This window comes from Tenacibaculum larymnensis, from assembly GCF_028829235.1.
GTDB lineage: Bacteria > Bacteroidota > Bacteroidia > Flavobacteriales > Flavobacteriaceae > Polaribacter > Polaribacter larymnensis.
Genome location: NZ_JAIWJY010000006.1, coordinates 14,330 through 33,755 on the forward strand (window position 1 = coordinate 14,330; position 19,426 = coordinate 33,755).

Consider the following 19,426-nt stretch of genomic DNA (forward strand, 5'->3'; position numbering starts at 1 on the left):
TTTTTAATTTCCAGCCCTTCCTTTTTCTTCTTCATTACCAAAATTTCTTTGATTTACTCTTACTTTTTTATTTCCGAAATTGTAAGTCAATGTCGCTCTAAAATTTCTGTTACTTGGAAACATCTTTTGGGTTTGTTTAATATTATTAGTAAAAGAAGTCGATTTTCTAGGGCTTGTATTAAATATATCATAAACTCCCATTGATAATTGCCAACTATTTTTTGAGATATTAAACTTTAGTGCTAAATCTAACTCATGACTCTCACTATATTCAAATAGATTATTCTTGAATGCTGAACTATACCAATAATTTATTTGAGCTTTTATTGTCCTTTTAGAATTTAAAGTGAAGGTATTATTTGTTGATCCATAAAATCTAAATCCATTTTGGGGCTTCGCTATAATTCCATCTGAAATGGATAAATTTGTTTTATTCCCTATTAAGTATACACTATTTTGACTTTCCCACCATGAGAGCTTATCAAAAGTGTAATATTCAGATATTCCATAATTGTAATGGGTATAGAAATTCTGATGCTTAAAAAATTGCTCATTAGTAGTATCATCAATATCAGCTATTTCTCCAAATCCGTCATTCTCTACACTAAAAAATAAAGTTGTAATCCAATTACTTTTATAAGTATGAATAAATTCTAAATTATCAGTAAATGAAGGTTTTAATTGAGGATTCCCTTCTATAAAATTCACATTACTAATATATGTTCTCGCTGGATTTAATTGATAATATAAAGGTCTGCTTATTCTCCTTCCATAGTTAAAAGAAAAATTGTTTTTCTCATTCATTTTATAACTAATATATAAAGTAGGAAAAACCCTAAGATAATCATTAGTATTTGTCTGATTTAGCACGTTTGATATTCCTTTAGTTTGAGTGTTTTCCATTCTCAATCCTAACTGTCCATTCCATTTTTCATTAAACTTTTTAGAACCATTGATATATACTGCTTGATTATTCTCTGTATATTCAAAATCATCAGAATCATTTACAATTAATTCTGGTGTTCCTGATAAAGTATTAAAATTATCTGTTTTATACTCACTTTTAGTAAAACTAGCTTTAACCCCATAAGATAAATTGAATGCTTTTAAAGGATACTCCATATCTAGCTTTACACTAAAATTTTCAATTTTTTGATTAGAAACATTCTTGTTTGAAAAAATATTATTTAAGAAATCTCCATCATTGGTAAAACTCTTTGTATTTACATTTCTATCATTATCAGAATTGTATGTGAAATAATCTAAATCTGTAGATAAGTTTTTTCCTTTTTCATCAATTTTCGTCTTAAAATGTACGTTTAATGAATGATTATACTTTTCTTGTTTACTTCTACCTTTATTATTTAATAAAGAGTCAACTACCATTGCATTATTAAAGATCTTGGTTTTCGAGGAGGTTGTTTGACTTAGATCTGGATTACTTAGATTACCTAAATACTGAAAACCAATTGTAGAATTTTTACTTACGTCGTAATCAAGCATCAATCTACCTGATAAATTTTCATTGTTCCATTTATCTCTTCTTGAAATTACCCAAGGTCCTGAAGAATAAAATATTTTTCCTTCTCTATCAATAATTGTATTTCCTTTAGCGCCACTCAGACTTAAAATCAAACTTAATTTGTCTTTTTGGTAAGTGAAATTATTTCTCAAAGTAAATCGTGGTAAAAAAGACTGAAAATAAGTTAATGATGTTCTGTTATTCCAAGAATTTTTTCTTCCTTTCTTGTAAATAATGTTAATCAAGCCACTATTCCCTTCAGCTTCATACTTAGCTGGTGGATTGGTAATTATTTCGATTTCTTTTATATCATCTGTGGGTATAGATGATATAAAACTCATTAAAGCTTCACCAGAGAGTTGAATGATTCTTCCATCAATCATCACTCTCATATTACTTTTTCCTATAATTGAAATATTACTTCCATTGACTGTCACTCCTGGTGCTATCTTTAAAGCATCTAAAGCATCACCACCTGCTGCTGCTATATTACTTTCAATATTATATACTAATCTATCAGTTTTTCTCCTAATCAATTTTCTTTTAGCTACAACTGTTACTTCTCCTAATTCGGTTTTTTCTTCCTCTAAAAAAATTGGTTGTAACTCCATATTTTCTAATAATTCTAATTGTTGTTTATAAACTTTATACCCAACATAAGTTATTGATAAAACATACACTCCTTTATTCGCTTCTATTTCAAAACTACCATCTTCAGAGGTAACGCTTCCTGCTATAATTTCATCTTTACCATTTATCAAAACAACATTGGCATATGGTACAGCTCCCACTTCATCTTTTGCTTTTCCTTTTATTTTTTTTTGTAAAAAAATAACATTGGAGTTTGATATGGTCTTTACTTCATCTTTTTCTTTTATTTTATTTTGTGAAAAAACTACAATTGGTATTATATACATACATAAAACAACTGCTTTATGTAATTTGTTTTTCAGGTTAATCATAAGATTTTTAAGTTAATTTTTAGTTTATAGTTTAAATAATTATTAATCCTTTTGTATGGCATTGATTAATTCGTTTGATATCAAATACTTTAAATTAAGTAAACTCTTATTTTTCTCATAAACATCTAATCTACAAGTCATTTCAACCTCAAGAGAATTTTCATATAAGATATTGTAAAGGTTTATTGGTTTTTCTTGATTCAGTTGTTTCTTTTTTTCATAAAACAGCTTATTACCTAAAAACGTTTCTTTCTCATACTCTCTTTTTATATGCTCAAGTGATATATAATTATAAAGTCCTAAAATGTGATTATCTATATTTACTTTGTCTTTTAACAAAATTTCATTCTTAATTACTTCATAAGGAATATCTTGATTTAATCTTGCATTACAATATGCTATATATACGTCAAAAATTAAGCTTTGTGACATCTTATTTTCTTTTACTATTGGTATTGGTAATGAATTGGCTACCATTCCAAGTACTTTTTTAATATCAAAATCATCAAAAACTTGTTCTCGTCCGTCTACCCTTATCAATTGTATTCCTCTATTGTTAGGAAAAGCTATGTTCAACATTCTTTGATGTAATGTCATTAAAATTCCTGTTAAGGGTAAGTTAACTTCTCTTACTAAAAACCTCATATTTTCAAAATCACTTCCCTTTATTATTAATTTTTGAGAAACAAATGTTTGTTGACTTTCAAAATCATGATTCTTGTCTTTAGTTAAATTAGCCTTCTTTACTAAGTCAATCCAAAACTGCTTTTTTTCTTTTGCTTTTTCTGTTTCGAGGTACTTTTTTTGCCACTCAGCAAAAAATAAACTTGATATATAATTTTGATCATATTTTTGATTGTTGAAGAATGTAAAAAGGTTTTTACTTAACATCATATTCGTTTGCATATCTATTAGAGAATAATGAATTCCTAAAACAATAACTAACTCATCCTTTTTACGTACATCATCATAAATAATAACCCGTATTAGCTCCCCCTTAAAAAAATCACAATCTCTTTTCAAAAAAGAAGTCCCTTCTGAGATTAATTTTTGCTCATCAATCTCTTTGTCTATTTTTTTATAACTTATGTTTAATAAAACCTTTTCAGCTCCTACAAATTGTTGTTTTATTTCTCCCTCTTTATTTATATACTTTACACACAATTCAGGGTAAACAGCTAGGAATTCACGTATTTTAATTTCTAATTCCTCTTTATTGAAATATGGTACTCTTGTAGGTGATAAAATAGAAACTGCCTTTAAATCTTTTAATAAGGACTTTTGATTTTCAGAAATAGAAAATATATCCCCAATATTCAAATCGTTTTGAAAAGTAGTTTTGCTTTCTTTTTTATTTTCAATCATTCTTCAACTATTTTCTGCATTAATCAACTCGTTTCCAAAACAAGGATTGACTTTATATGTTTAATGCCTATATTTTTTAAATTATATTTTCCTCGACAACAACTTCCTCTAAAAGACTAGCTATTTGCTTTACTTTTGGTTTTTTAACTACTTCTGCTATATTTAAATTAAATCCTAATTGTTTTAATTTTGATATAAGTTCGATTAACTTCAAAGAGTTTCCTCCTAAAAAGAAAAAATCGTCCTCCATACTAACTTTTTCGACTCCCAAAATATTTTTAATGACCTCTTCTAACAATTTTTCTTTTTCTGTTTCTGGTGCAATGTACTCAACTCCACTTAAAATTAAATTACCTTTTAGTTCTAATAATTTTTTACTGTCAATTTTACCGTTTCTTGTTAGTGGAAATTTATCCAGTTTAACGTATTTATCTGGAATCATATATTCAGGTAATTTTTCCAACAAAAACTCTTTTAGTTCTTTTAAACTTTGGTCTTTTTCTCCAACAAAGTATGCTATTAGTTCATTCTGATTTACATTATTTTTATAAACTAAAACTTTAGACTCATTAATTTCCTCTTTCTTTTGGAGCTCTCTCTCTATTTCACCTAATTCAACTCTAAAACCTCTTACTTTTACTTGGTTATCTTCTCTTCCTATGAATTCAATTTCTCCATTTTTTGTCCATTTCCCAAAGTCTCCAGTTCTATACATTAACTCTCCTTTTCGGAATGGGTTTTCAATAAATTTCTCTTCTGTTAATTTTGTATTATTGATGTATCCTTTAGCTAAATTTTGTCCACCTACATAAATTTCTCCTTTCCCTTTTATTGGTATTAATTTTTTTTCCTTATCTAAAATATAGATATAGTTATTATGTATTGGCTTACCAATATTTACACTTCCTCCTTTTGTAATTTCTTTTACTGTTGTCCAAATAGTATTTTCACTTGGTCCATATTCATTAAACATTCTACATTCAGGAATTATTTCAAAATGCTTATCGACCAAATTAGTATGAATTACCTCTCCTCCTAGAATAACTCTTTCCAAATTTATATTTGTGTAAGATTCTTCTTTTATAATAAGTTGATAAAGCGAAGGCGGATTGCATAAACATTTAATTCTATTTTCTATTAAATACTTTACAATAAAATCTGGGTTCTTTAAACTCCTCTCATCTAAAATATGGTATACTGCCCCTGTAGTTAAAGCATTCCAATATAATCCAATTGAAGCATCAAATGAAAATGGGGTTATGGCAAGTATTGAATCTATACTTGTATAAAATTCATTTCGAGATATTATAGAATTTAATAAACTGCTATGAGATACCATAACTCCTTTGGGGTCTCCTGTTGACCCAGATGTATAAATAACATAAGCTAAATCACTATCTGAGCTCTCTTCTACAATAGCTTCATCATTTTCTAATGAATCAAACTCAACATCAATTGCAAAAACATTTCCATCAAAAAAATCTAATTCAAAAATATAATTTGCTTCAGTAATTAGTACTTTTGAATTTGTTTCTTTTACAATATGTTTCTTTCGAGATGTAGGCAACATTGGATTTATGGGAACATATGCTGCTCCTGATTTCATCACTCCTAAAATTGCAATTATCATCCACTCATTACGATCAAGTTGAATTCCAACAATATCGTTTGGCTTAATATTAAATTCTTCTTTTAAAAAGTTTGCTACTTTATTTGATGCTAAATCAAGTTCTTTATATGATAAACTTTTATCCTTGAATTGAATCGCCCTTTTGTCCGGGTTTACTGATGAAAACTCACTAAACAATGTTAAAACTGTCTTAGATGTGTCTACATCTATTTCATTGCTATTAAAAGCACTTAGAAGTTTTTCAGTTTCATTTTTAGACAAATATTCTACATCTTTTGTTTTTATAGAAGGATTATTTGAGATATTACTTAGGATATTTTTAAAATGATTCATAAAGTTCATAATAATATCCTGTTCATAAACATCTGAGTTATAATTTACTCCAAAAGAAATACAACCATCAACTTCTTGAAAGTGCAACTCTAAGTCATTTTTACATTGACTATCTCCCAATACTTTAATTTCATCTAACTCACTTTCGCTTACCGTATCTAAGTTTGAAGTAATATTGTTATAAGTTACTGAGATATCAAAAATTGGACTACGACTCATATCATAACTCACATTTAAATCCTGAACTAAGCGATCAAATGGATATGCTTGATATTTATAAGCCTCTAGAGTTGTTTGTTTTATTCTGTCTAAAAATTCTTCGAAAGTTTCATCTGGAATTACTTGATTTCTTAATGGTAGAATATTTAAATAGAAACCAATTTGGTTTTCTAATTCAGTTCTATCCCTACCATGTACAGGTGTTCCAATAGTAATATCTTTTTCAGATGTATATTTATATAGTAATATCTTCAAAGCTGCTACAATCCCCATAAACAAGCTTCCTCCTTGTTTTTGAGTTATTTCTTTTATTTCTCTGGTTACTTTTGGGCTTATATATGCCTCTAAACTATTCCCTTTATATGTCTTAGATTTAGGACGATCTTTATCTGTAGGCAAATCAAGTATAGGGATATCTCCAGAAAGTTTATTTAACCAATATGTCTTTGCTTTTTCAGTTTCATCGTTACTTAACTTATCTAATTGCCATGCAGCGTAATCTTTATACTGAATCTCTAGAGGTTCTAACTCTGCTTTAACGTTATTTTTGTAGCTGTTATAAAACGCTAAAACGTCTTTAGATAAAACTAGTAAAGACCATCCATCACTTATTATATGATGCATATTATAATACAGTTCAAAATATTCATCAAATGTTTGAAGCAACGATATTCTTAGCAAAGGACCTTTTTCTAAATCAAAAGGTAAAATTGAATCATTTTTTATATAGTCTTCAACTTCTTTTTGAGGAGAACCACTTCCTCTAAAGTCTTTATAATCCACAGAAAAATTTAAACCTTGGACTGGAATTATTTTTTGCCATACCTTCCCATCTTCATCTTCTTGAAAAACTGTTCTTAAAATTTCATGTCTTTCTATTACTGAAAGAATAGCTTTATTAAAATTCGTTATATCTATTTTTTCATTTAAAGGCATGTGAAAAGGCATATTGAATGCGGATGTTTTACCTTCAAAACGATCAATTACCCAGAGCCTCATTTGAGCTGACGACAGTTCATACTTCTCCGATTCTGAGATTTTTTGAATCTTACTAAAACCAGAGTTTTTACTTTTCAAAAACTCAACTAAAACTTGTTTATTTGTTTTTATTTTTTCTATTAACTCTGGAGTTAAACCTTTATCATATGAAGCTATTTCTATTGTATCATCAGCGTTTAACTTTAAATGAATTTTCTCTTCTCTTAATTCAGAGATTATTTTTTTTGCTGTTTCCATAATATCTATGTATTTAATTGAAATAGGTTATTAGTATTCTATTGTTTTTTCTCCAAACAATCTTTCAGCATCTTTCCCCATTTCAATACACTTAGCCACGAGTTTGTTTGATTCTTTTATTGGTCTAGATTCATCTGTATACCTAATAGAGCTTATAAATTCAAGCCACGGTTCTAATCCCATAGCATAAACAAAAACATTCTTAGGGTTAAATATGTTTATTAATGACATACCTTGTTCATAATCACTTCCTGCCAAACGCCTAGAAAGATCTTTATCTCTTTCTAATTTGTCATATAATAAGGGGCCATATACCCATGATAAAGGCGCTCCGTCACACTCCATTCCTAAAAACAATACATCTACATTACCGATAACTTTTTGAACTCTTTCATATATTTTTGGTTCAATATTACATGAATCTGCTACAAAAAGAACATTAAAATTATTATGAAGACCAACGTGAAAACAAAGTTTACTTCTGATATCTAAATCACAATGTTCTCCTAAAAAAGGTAAACCTGTAATACTACACCTATCTAACTCTATAGACTCCATTTCATCTAACTCAATAACATTAAAAAAGCCTATCTTATTTAACATTAATCTTAAACTAGGGTCTTGAATATTTCCTTTACTTCCACTCGGAACGACTATATTTTTTATTCTATGTCTTAATTGTAATAAAGTTTCAAATAAAATATGGTCTTGATGGTTGTGAGTGATAAGTACATAGTCTATCATTTCTGGCAAATCATTAACTGTATACCTGCTTATGTCTGTTTCGTAACCATCATAACTAATAACTGGATCAACTAAAATCGAGATTTCATTAGTTTCTACTAAAACACTTGCATGTCCAAAATATCTAGTTCGAATTCCTGAACCGGTATATTTTTTGAAGTTTTTAGGAGGTTCCGTTGTAAAAAAACTTTTAAAAAGTTCTTCTTGTTCTGGTTTTATTCCTAAAGCATTTTTTATATAATTATAGTCTCCAGGTATTTTCTTCATCTTAAAAAGTTCATCTATAACCTTCTCTTTAAATGCTATTTGAAGATGAATTAAATTTTCGTCGTCTAGTCTTGGAGTACTTAAAACGAAAGATCTAGCATTATCAGATTCTACCAACTGAAGAGAAATAGATTGTGTACTTTCATCATAATATTCACTACTATAAAAAAGAGATTCATAGATTCTAAAATTTGCTCTATTATTTAAATCATAATACAACTCAACATATCCTTTTAATAGATCTGGAACCTTTTCATACAACGGGTCTAAAGAATAACCTATCGCTTCATTTTTTAGCATTTCATTTAATTCTTCAAATGCAGTGTTAAGCTCTAAAAGGCTAGCTCTTTTACTTAATGTTTCTTCATACAACTCTTCTATTTCTCCTACTCTACCTCCATCGTAATCTATAAATGGACCTCCCAACATTTCAGGTTTTTTTACTGCTGCTGCATGAATTCTTGGGTTTTTTATGTATGATTCCATTATTTTTAAATGTCTTTCTTTAATGTTTAACCCTGCTGTAGGAGGATACATTAAATGTGACCAAGCGTACCATCTGTCTATAAGAGCTTCAATTGCTACATTTGACTTTAAATAATATTTAGTATTCATTTCTTTGTTTTTTAAATAGTTAAATAACTGTTTTATCTACTATTTCGTTTTTATTTTCTTCTATTTCATGCCAAAGTTCATTTTTTACCATTTCTGCCAATCCTTTTATTGTTGGCTCCTGGAATAGTACAATAAGATCCACTTTTGCATTAAACTGTTGTTGTATTTCGGAAACTATCCTTACTGCCTTAATACTATCTCCTCCTATACTGAAAAAATCATCTTCTACACCAATTTTTTCTCTTCTTAAAATGTTTTCCCATATTTCAACTAACTTTTCTTCAATTTCATTAGATGGAGCAACATACATTGAACTTGTTATTACATTTTCCGATGTAGTTGACAATAGTTTTATAGTGTCTATCTTTCCATTTATTGTTAAAGGAAAGTTTTCGACTTTTATAAATAGATTTGGAATCATATATTCAGGAAGCGAATTCTCTAAAAAACCTCTTAATTCATTTTCTGATAATTCTTCTTCTGTTTTAATAAAAGCTATGATTTCCTTTTCTAAATCATTATTCTGCTTTACTAAAACCACTGCTTCGTTTATATTCTCTCTTTTATTTAGTAAATTTTCTATCTCTTGAAGTTCTATTCTGTAACCATTTACTTTAACTTGATTATCAATTCTACCTATATATTCAATTTCTCCATTTGACAGCCATCTTCCTATATCACCAGATTTATAACTTCTTTCTTCTTCTGAAAAATTAGATTTAATAAACTTCTCTGATGTTAATTCATCGTTATTTAAGTATCCTTGAGCTACTCCATTACCTGATATTAAAATTTCTCCTGATACGCCAATAGGACATCTCTCTCCTTCTTCATTTAAAATAGTAACTTGAGTGTTGCCTATTGGTTTTCCTATAAATATTCTCTCTTTTGATTCTAAATCAATTTTTTTTGCCACACAACCAACTGTTGTTTCTGTAGGACCATACTCATTATACAATTGAATAGTATTAGATAGTTTTTTAACAACATCTAAATGATTTGGCTTTAACTGTTCACCTCCACAAATTATTTTCTTAATAGGTGTTGACTCTAAATTAAGCTCATTAAGTAAGGTTAAGTGAGCTGGAGTTAATTTTAAAGTGTCTATGCTAGAATCTATAAATGCTTTTTTAATAGTATTAACTATCGATTCTTCATTAAAAATAGTTATTCGTTTACCTCTTGTTAACGGAGAGAAAACACTTGTAACTGTTAAATCAAAAGACATTGACGTTATAAATCCAAAATTCCCCAAGTTGTCATTAGAAAAATAAAATTCGTTAGCCCAGTTTATATAATTATATAAGTTCTTATGTGAGACTAAACATCCCTTTGGTTTCCCTGTTGACCCTGAAGTATAAATACAATATGCAATGCTATCTTCTTTTATAAGATTAATAGGATAAGCAGAATCATTATCATAATCTTGTATTTTATTAGGAATAAGAATATTTATATTTTCAAATTCAAACCTATCTACTGATTCGTCGCAAGAAATAAGTAACTCACATTGTACATCGTTCAAAATATAATTAACTCTATCTTTTGGGTAACTCTCATCTATTGGTACATAGTAAGCTCCTGCTTTTAACACTGCTAATGCACTTATAATAGACCATTCTGATGGTTTCATTAGGATAGCAACTCCATTTCCAGATACAACGTCTTTTTTATTTATTAAGTAATTAGTTAACCTGTTTACTTTATCTTCAAGTTCTTTGTAAGAAATATTCTTTCCCGCTACTATTAAAGCAACATCATTTGGGTATTCTTCAGCTCTTTCTTCTATTAAATTAATTACATTGTTACCTACAACTAATTCTTTATTAGTATTGTTAACTTTATTTATTATTTCATTCTCTACATTTGTAATAATTATTTTTTCAGCTAAACTTTGAAAATATTCTTTAGTTTGACTTATTATAACTTCACAATCCTTTTCATTTATATTACCTACATTACAGTATAATTCAAGTTCAATACTATCTCCATAATCAACACAACTAAGTTTTAACTCAAAAGGGTCTTGTATAGAAGAAAAGTCTTTTACTATTATTTTTTTTTGCTCATTAAATTCTATGAATTCAAAACAGTATTTAAGTATTCTTCCTTCATTATTATTTGAATCTATTTCTCTGTCTAAAGTAAAATAGTCAGACCATTCTTTAGTTTCTTTAACTTCATTAATTAAGCTTTCAATACCCTCTTTCTGAGTATCTCCTTCATTTTTAAAACAAGTTATTGGAACCGTTTTATTAACATAGCCAAAAGTGTTTTTTAATTCATCATAATTTCTAAAAAACGGTATATAGCCTATTGTTAATTCCTCATTTTTAAATAACCTTAGATATTCTGACCATTTATAAAAAAGGAAATCTTCAATACTTGAGTTATATTTCTCTGCTAAACCTTTTAAGTCTTCATATTTCCCTCCATCAATTTTCACTAACTTTGTTTTTTCTACAGCAAAATCACCATTCTTTTTATTTACAAATGGATATACCTTCTGATTTAAATTATACTTTTTGTTCTTCCAATAAAGTTTTGCTTCTTCATCTTCTTCTTTAAGTAACTCATTTTGCCAAGCACAAAACTTTGTATATTCAATCCTTTCCGTTTCTTCTGCTTTTTTATTCTCTAAAAAGCTCGATAATTGATTTGTAAAATTTACAATTGAAAAGCTATCTGACCATAACGAATATATTTTTACATGTAACTCATCAATAAGATTATCTTTTTTTATTATTTTAAAACGAATAGGAGAATCGTTTTCTGGATTATATGTTCTATTATATTCCGAATCAGCCGATTCATAAATTTCTATTTTAACATCCTCTATTTTTTGAAGTGGATATTTATAATTTTCATGATTTAAAACTCTAGCCCTCAATACCTCATTTTCCTTAAGAAGTTTTATCAACGAGCTCTTTAAAACATCTAATTTTACTTTATCAGAGAATTGAAGAACTACTTCATTAAAAAAAGTGTTTAAATTTTTGTTTCCGATTAACCAGAGATTTTTTTGATTTTCGGAAAGTTCATATCCATTTCCGCTTAATTCTAAATTCATAATAAAAGTTTCTTTTTTAGTTAAGTTTATGCAGTACTATACCAGCACATATAAGGTTATGTGTTGGTAGTTATATTCTTTATAAGATTAAATTGATGGGTATGTGGTTAATTATATTTTATGATTAACCGTTATTTTTAATAGTTATTCTTTAAGTAAAAAAAGCTTAATACATTGAGACTATAACTTTTCTTTCTCCTTCGTATGTATTTCTTCCATGAGCCATTAATAGGTTATCCAAAAAAAGTACATCCCCTTTTTCCCATGGATAAGAAACAGTTGACTTTATAAATGCATTATTGATTTCTTCTATAACTTCTTTAGATATTTCTGTACCATCTCCAAAGAAAGTGTTGTTTGGTAATTTTTCATCATCAGAAATCGAACTCAATACTCTTTTATTTAACATGTATTTATTAAAAAATAAACCATGATTAAACCATATTTCTTCATTTGTAATAGGATGTTTCCAAATTGCTTTTTTTGTCCAACTTATTACAAGCTCATTATCCCCTTTCCAAGAAAACTCCATTCCATTATTTAAACACTCTTTTTCTACACTTTCTTTATTATTAGTTTGAAAAACTTCTTGCCAAGCCAAGCCAAGAACTCCGTTAAGCACTCTCCTATATTTTATCCCTTTGTTTCTAAACTTCTCAACCGTTTCAGTAGATAGGTTTTTTAATACCTTCCTTGTATCAGCGATAGGAGTTTCTCCGTTTTTCAACGCGGGAGTTACACAACAAAAAATTATTCTTGATGGATGAACGGGTGCATACGAACTCTCTGAATGCATATTTATTATTTGATCATTAGGATAAGTAGTAGACACATATACATTACCAGATATAGAATGTCTTGGAGATGACCTTAACTTATACTCTAGTAATTCATTTGGGAAAACATTCATTAAGTCTTGAAATTTATCTACCGAATTAATTTCAAAACCTCTAAATAAAACTCCACCATAGTTTATTATATCTTGCTCAAACTTTTCTTTGTTATTATGAATCCAAGACTTCAAGTTAAGACTTGTGCTTTGTGTTTCAATAACTAAAGGAAAACCTTGAGTTACATCTTTTACACTTTCTACAATATTTTCTTCGTTAACATTTATACTCTTAACATTAGTATTCTTTAACTTATTCAATCGATCTATCATGGCTTATTTTAACAAGTTTTTTAGTTTTTGTTGTCTCTTTTGTTTCAATTGATTTCGTTGTTCTTGTTCAAAATCAATATCATTCAACTTTTTATTTGGTTCGTTTATTAACTCTCTTAATAAGTACTTGTAATCTCTTATCATTTTCTTTACAAAAGATGATTCAAAAATTGAGGTATTATAATCTATATCCATATAGAAAAAGTTACCTTCTTCTGCAAAATTTATTAAAAGATCTAATTTAACTTGAACATTCCCTCTATCCTCAATATTTTCTGTGTCATAAACTTTCTTTTCTTTTATATTTTCTGCTGTGTTATGAAATGAAAACATTACATCAAAAATTGCATTTCTATCAGTCAGTCTACTAACTTCTAAATCTTCAACAATCTTCTCAAATGGGTATTCTTGATTTTCAAAACTTTCAAGAACATTCTTTTTAATTTTCTCGAAAGTCTCAATGAATGTTTCTTCAAAATTTAATCTATCTCTTAGAACAATAGTATTGATATAACATCCTATTTGATCTTTCAAATCATCATGATATCTACCTGCCACTGGAGTACCTATAATAATATCTGTTTGGTTAGTATATTTTAAGAAAAGTATTTTCCATACTGTTAAAATACCAACATACAAGGTAGCCCCATTTGCCTTACATATCTTTCTCAAGTCATTTGTTAACTCTGAATCAATATATGAATACAAATTTCTACCATCATGTGTTATTGTCTTTGGTCTCGATTTTTCTCCAGGGAACTTTAATCTTGTGAGTTTACCATTCAATTTTTGTCTCCAAAATTTACTATACTCCTTAAACTCTTCACTTTTATTTTTAGAGTTATGCCACTCTGCATAATCTTTATATTGAACAGTCAAACTTGGTAAGTTAGGTACTTCATTATTTATGAAAGCATCATAATAAGACATGACATCTCGTTTTATAATTTCTAAAGAAACACCGTCTCCAATAATATGATGCATATTGTAGTAAAAAATGTATTTATTCTCATTTACTTTGAATAATGATACTCTAAATAATGGTCCCTTTTCTAAATCAAAATCCTGATAAGAATCTTCTTTTATTAATTCCTTTACTTTATCAACAGCATAATCTTTGTCAGAATAGTCAAAACATGGAATTTCAAATGATAAAACTTCTTTTGGTAACACCCATTGAGACAGTTCACCTTGCTCGTTCTCTTTAAAAATTGTTCTCAATATTTCATGCCTTTCGACTAAAGCTGCTATTGCCTTTCTGAATATTTTAATATCATAAATTTCATTTAGTTCAATAGAAAAAGGCATGTTATAAGAAGCCGAACTATTAGAAAACTGACTTGCAATCCATAATCTCTTTTGAGATCCTGATAATACATAACTCTCTTTTTCTATTGCCTTTTCAATTTTTAGATAATTACTCTTTGGCGCTTTATTTAATAAACTTATATGAGAATAAAGTGTAGTATTTAAGAATATCTCGTTAATTCCTAATTTGACATTAAAAATTTTCTGGTACTCATTTATTAAATTCGTTGCTTTCAAACTATGACCACCTAGAGCGAAAAAGTCATCATAAATACCAACTTTTTCCTTCCTAAGTACTCTTTTCCATACGTCCACCAATTTTAGCTCTGTATCATTTCTTGGCGCTACATAATTATTTACCTGCTGAAAAGTATTATAATCTACATTTGGTAATTCTTGTTTATTTATCTTCCCACTTGTAGTTAAAGGAATTTTATCAAGCTTTACAAAATATTGTGGTATCATGTAGTCTGGAAGAAACTCTTTCATGAAATTTCTTAACTCAACCGATGAAATTTCTTCCTGCGATTCAAAGTAACCTACTAAAAATAATTCTCCATTGTCTGTTTCTTTAGGGATAACTACAGTATTTTTTACTTTTTTATGTTTTTGTAAGTTATTCTCAATCTCTCCTAACTCTACTCTATTTCCTCTTATTTTTACTTGATCATCCTTTCTAGAAATAAACTCAATATTTCCATCTTCTAATCTTCTGCCTAAATCACCTGTTTTAAATAATTTTTCTTCCTTTTCAAACGGACTATCTATAAACCTAGATGGTTCTTCTTTTGAGAAATTAATATACCCTTCTGAAACACAATCACCACTGATACATATTTCTCCTACAACACCAATAGGTAGTATATTTAGATACTCATCTAATATAAAAACCTTTACATTCTCTATAGGAATACCAATTGGAACTGTTCCTTTTTCATCTATTTCTTCAAACTCTGCTTTATTTTCTATTAAAAAAGCTATTTGTCTTTGTTCATCTAAAACTGCTTCTAAGTTACCTTCATTTGTAAACGGATTCATAAATACCGTTCTAAAAACAAGATGCCTATTTAAATTTTCTTTTTTCTTAATTTTAGTATATGAAACAAATGTATTTCCTTCCTCAAATTGTTTTTTTTGAATTTTTTCGTTTAATTCATTTAGTTCTTCTATTTCTTTTTCTGTAAACTTTAATTTTCCTCTATACTTTTCTGGTATGTATCTATATAATACAATATTTAAATCTGGCTGTAATACTAATTCAAAATCAACGCTTTTTCCAACTAATTCAGCAAAATACTGGGCTGTATTATAATTGTGCTTTACTACTTCTGCAAAACCTTCTTTTCCTAATACATGAAAAATTGCATGAAGCGTTAAACTCATAAAATTTCTTGAACCTTCAACCGTATATTTTCCTAAATCATAACTCCCTTTTCTTGCTTGATAATGTGTATTATTTTCTGAAAATGAAGCAAAATCAATATCTTTAAACAAACATAAACTCAACCCAATAGGAATGTAAAGTTGTTTATGTGCACAGATAGAAACGGTATCAGCCATTTGAATTCCTTCAAATTTTAATTTCAACGAATCATCCATTAAAAAGCTTCCTCCAAATGCAGCATCTACATGATAATGAATATTAAATTCGGCAGCTATTTCTCCTAAAATTTTTAAAGGATCTATATTTCCAGACTCAGTCGTTCCTGCAACCCCAATAATACTCAGTATTAGTGTTTTCTCTTCTCGTAATCGCTTAATTTTGCTTCTAATTTCATCTTTAAGTTCTTCATAAGCCTTATCTTCAAAACTAATGGATACAAAAGAATTTTTACCTAAACCTAATATTTTTAATGCTTTACCAAATGAATAATGACACCATTCAGAACCAATTATTACAACTTTCTCATATTCATATGCTTTCATTCCTTCCATTAGCCCTTCTTCTGATATTCCTCTAAAACCTTCTTTAGGTTTTAACGAATTATTTAAAGCATAGCTCATGGCCATTATATTGGACATTGTTCCTCCATTAGTAATAACTCCTAAAGCCTCTTCTGGACTTTGAACATATTCTTCATAAAAAGAAGATTCTTTTTCGAAAACTAACTTATGAAATGTTCCTATTACTTGATTTTCAATAAGCGTAGCTACCAAAGATGTTTCTATTTTTACCTGATTTTGATTTAGAGCAACTATTAATGCGTTAATTTCTCTAATAAACTTTGGAACAGGCCCTGTCATATGCCCTATATAATTAGGTGAAGCCACATTTACTACATTAGGTAAAATATCTTTTTTTAGAAACTCAATATATTTTTCTTCATTTACCCCTTTACTAAAATCAACCTTCTGAAAATTATCATTCTCTAATAATTCGTTTAACGAACTCGATACTATTTTCAAACTACTATCCTGATGTTCAATTAATTCATTAACAGAATCTCTAAGTGTAGTATTGAAAAGTTTAAAGGAAGACTCTGTAAAATAATCATTATAGGTATCATAATAAGTTGCATCTGCAGTTACCTCAGTAGACCCATAAATATTTATTAATCTAACATTATTTCTTTTTAATACTTTATAAAACCTTGATACATCTCTTTTTTTCAGGGCTTCTCCACTACTAATACAGACTCTTAAATTTTCTAATTTAACTCTACATAACTCTGGAAACTCCAATATTGCTCTTAGAAGTGAAGGAACTAAAACTATTCTTGTTATTTTTTCTTCTCCTAAACTTTCTATAAATGAGGGAATATCAATTATATCCTCTTTCCTATAAAATACTAATGGAATTCCTTTTAACAAAGGACCAAAAAACTCCCAAATATGATCTACAAAGCTTATTGATGTTTTGGCACAACAAACTTCATCTTTCTCAAAAGGATATTTTTTCCACATCCAGTTCAATCTATTATTTACACTAGATGTTTTTATTAAAACCCCTTTGGGAACACCTGTTGATCCCGAAGTATAAATTATAAACTCAATTTCACTATCAACCTCTTTATCCCAATTGGTTTTTACTTTCTCTAAAACAACCTGCTTTCTTTTAATGTCATTCAGTAAAGTTTTGTCAATTATATTTACACTGGAGCTTAACTCCGAAATATAATTAACTCTTTCGTTTGGTGATTTTGGGTCTACAGGAATATAAATAGCTCCAATTTTCATTACAGCTAATAATATTGCCATTAAATCACAGTCATGGGATAAACTTACTACTATATTTTGTCCAGATTTTAAACCGTACTCTCCAGAAAGAATAGTAGCATACTCATCTGATAATTTATCTAATTCTTGAAAGGTCAATTTTGTCTTTTCATAAACTACAGAAACTTTATTTGGCGTTTTAAAAACCTGCTCTTTAAAAAAATCAATGACTCTCTTATTTTTAGGATAGTCTCCTTTATTACTATTGAAAGTATGCAATAACCTATAACGTTCTTCTTCTGTTAGAAACTCTACTTTGTTTATTTTTTTTTGAGGAGCAAATAAAAGTTCATTTATAAGTTTTTTATAATGAATCATACAGTTTTTAATAAAACTCTCTTCATATATATCTGAATTAAATTTAATATCAAATGATATATAATCTCCTAGTTCCTTAAATTCAATCTCTAAAGGAAATTTAGAAAAAGTCTTTCCCAAATTGCTGATATCTTCAATTTGATTTTTATTGAGATTCTCATACTCTTTTACTCCTTCTTTTATGTTATGTAACACCAATAAAACATCAAAAATAGGCGTTCTACTAACATCTCTTTCTACATCTAACTCTTCTAATAAATTGTCAAAAGGGTACATTTGATGTTCAAACGCATTTATGGTTTTATCTTTCACCTTTTGGTAAAAAGAAAGGAAACTACTCTCTGGTTCTATTTCATTCCTAAGTGCTAATGTATTAACATAGTACCCTACTTGATTTTCTAAATCAGGATGGTCTCTTCCAGCAACTAAGGTTCCTATTATAATATCTTTTTGCCCCAAATACCTATGAAATAAAACATTCCAATTAGCCAATAACAACATGAATAAGCTTCCTCCACTTTCTTTACAAAACTCCCTTAATTTCTTGGTTGTTTCTTTTCCAAGATAAGTTCTGTAATGCCCTCCATTATAGGTTAATATTTTAGGACGCTTTTTAAGGGTAGGTAAATTTAGACTTGGTAGTGGTGTTACTAATTCATTCTTCCAATACTTTGCCTCTTTACTTACTATGGCATTATTTAATTGATTTAACTGCCATGAAGTAAAATCTTTATACTGAATAGGTAAGCTTGGTAAATTTACTACCTCCTTTTTCTCTTTTGCTTTATACATAGCCATGATATCTCTTTGAAGAACCTCTAATGACCAACCATCACTAATTATATGATGTATGTTCAAGTAAAACAAATACTCATTATTGTCAATTCTTAACAAAGAACATCTCAGCAAAGGACCTTTCTCTAAATTAAACGTTAAAGATGAATCTTTATTTATGTATTCCTCCGCTTTAATTATTGCATTATCTCTCCCTTTTAAATCTAAATAGTTCAAATGAAAATTAAACTCTTTAGAGGTTAAGACTTTTTGATATACCTCACCGTCCTCTTTCTTTACAAATACAGTTCTAAGAATTTCATGTCTCTCAATAATATTTTCTAATGCTTCTTGAAAAATTTCTACAGAATACTCTCCTTTTAACTTAATAGTTACAGGCATATTCCAAACAACAGAACCTCCCTCAAATTGATTTAGAATCCATATTCTTTTTTGGTTATGTGAAATTGGATAATACTCTTTACTTTCTATTACTGGAATATCATCGTATAGTTTGGTCTTATTTTTTCTCTTCAGAAAAGACAATAATTCTTTTTTATTTGTCTTTACTTTATCAACCAACTCCAAACTAATATCTTGACTATCAAAACTTAACTCTAAATCCTCTCCATCTAAAGATATTTGGATTTTATTTTCTTCTAGTTCATTTATCAAATCAATCATA

Annotated in this window: 7 protein-coding genes; all 7 read right to left on the reverse strand. The window is 28.2% G+C overall.

From position 1 onward, the window contains the following. Positions 1-3 precede the first annotated feature (3 nt). Positions 4-2,484 (reverse strand): TonB-dependent receptor, encoded by a 2,481-nt coding sequence (locus tag LCI24_RS09950; protein WP_274640249.1) that lies wholly within the window; start codon positions 2,482-2,484, stop codon positions 4-6. A gap of 42 nt (positions 2,485-2,526) precedes the next feature. After that, positions 2,527-3,849, reverse strand: a complete 1,323-nt coding sequence (locus tag LCI24_RS09955) for a condensation domain-containing protein (RefSeq protein ID WP_274640250.1) — start codon at positions 3,847-3,849, stop codon at positions 2,527-2,529. Positions 3,850-3,925: 76 nt separating this feature from the next. Next, complete coding sequence (locus tag LCI24_RS09960; RefSeq protein ID WP_274640251.1) at positions 3,926-7,267, reverse strand: non-ribosomal peptide synthetase; 3,342 nt, start codon at positions 7,265-7,267, stop codon at positions 3,926-3,928. Between the two features lie 30 nt (positions 7,268-7,297). After that, positions 7,298-8,893: an MBL fold metallo-hydrolase gene (locus LCI24_RS09965; RefSeq protein WP_274640252.1), complete on the reverse strand. Its 1,596-nt coding sequence runs from the start codon at positions 8,891-8,893 to the stop codon at positions 7,298-7,300. Positions 8,894-8,912: 19 nt separating this feature from the next. Further along, positions 8,913-11,963: an amino acid adenylation domain-containing protein gene (locus tag LCI24_RS09970; protein ID WP_274640253.1), complete on the reverse strand. Its 3,051-nt coding sequence runs from the start codon at positions 11,961-11,963 to the stop codon at positions 8,913-8,915. 166 nt (positions 11,964-12,129) lie between these two features. Next, on the reverse strand, positions 12,130-13,125 hold the full coding sequence (locus LCI24_RS09975; protein WP_274640254.1) for a TauD/TfdA family dioxygenase: 996 nt from the start codon (positions 13,123-13,125) through the stop codon (positions 12,130-12,132). 3 nt (positions 13,126-13,128) lie between these two features. After that, positions 13,129-19,425: a condensation domain-containing protein gene (locus tag LCI24_RS09980; protein ID WP_274640255.1), complete on the reverse strand. Its 6,297-nt coding sequence runs from the start codon at positions 19,423-19,425 to the stop codon at positions 13,129-13,131. Position 19,426: the final 1 nt, after the last annotated feature.

Coding starts and splice junctions, on each gene's coding strand:
- LCI24_RS09965 (WP_274640252.1), bottom strand. CDS start 8,893: ATGAATACTAAATATTATTTAAAGTCAAATGTAGCAATTGAAGCTCTT.
- LCI24_RS09975 (WP_274640254.1), bottom strand. CDS start 13,125: ATGATAGATCGATTGAATAAGTTAAAGAATACTAATGTTAAGAGTATA.
- LCI24_RS09980 (WP_274640255.1), bottom strand. CDS start 19,425: ATGATTGATTTGATAAATGAACTAGAAGAAAATAAAATCCAAATATCT.
- LCI24_RS09955 (WP_274640250.1), bottom strand. CDS start 3,849: ATGATTGAAAATAAAAAAGAAAGCAAAACTACTTTTCAAAACGATTTG.
- LCI24_RS09960 (WP_274640251.1), bottom strand. CDS start 7,267: ATGGAAACAGCAAAAAAAATAATCTCTGAATTAAGAGAAGAGAAAATT.
- LCI24_RS09950 (WP_274640249.1), bottom strand. CDS start 2,484: ATGATTAACCTGAAAAACAAATTACATAAAGCAGTTGTTTTATGTATG.
- LCI24_RS09970 (WP_274640253.1), bottom strand. CDS start 11,963: ATGAATTTAGAATTAAGCGGAAATGGATATGAACTTTCCGAAAATCAA.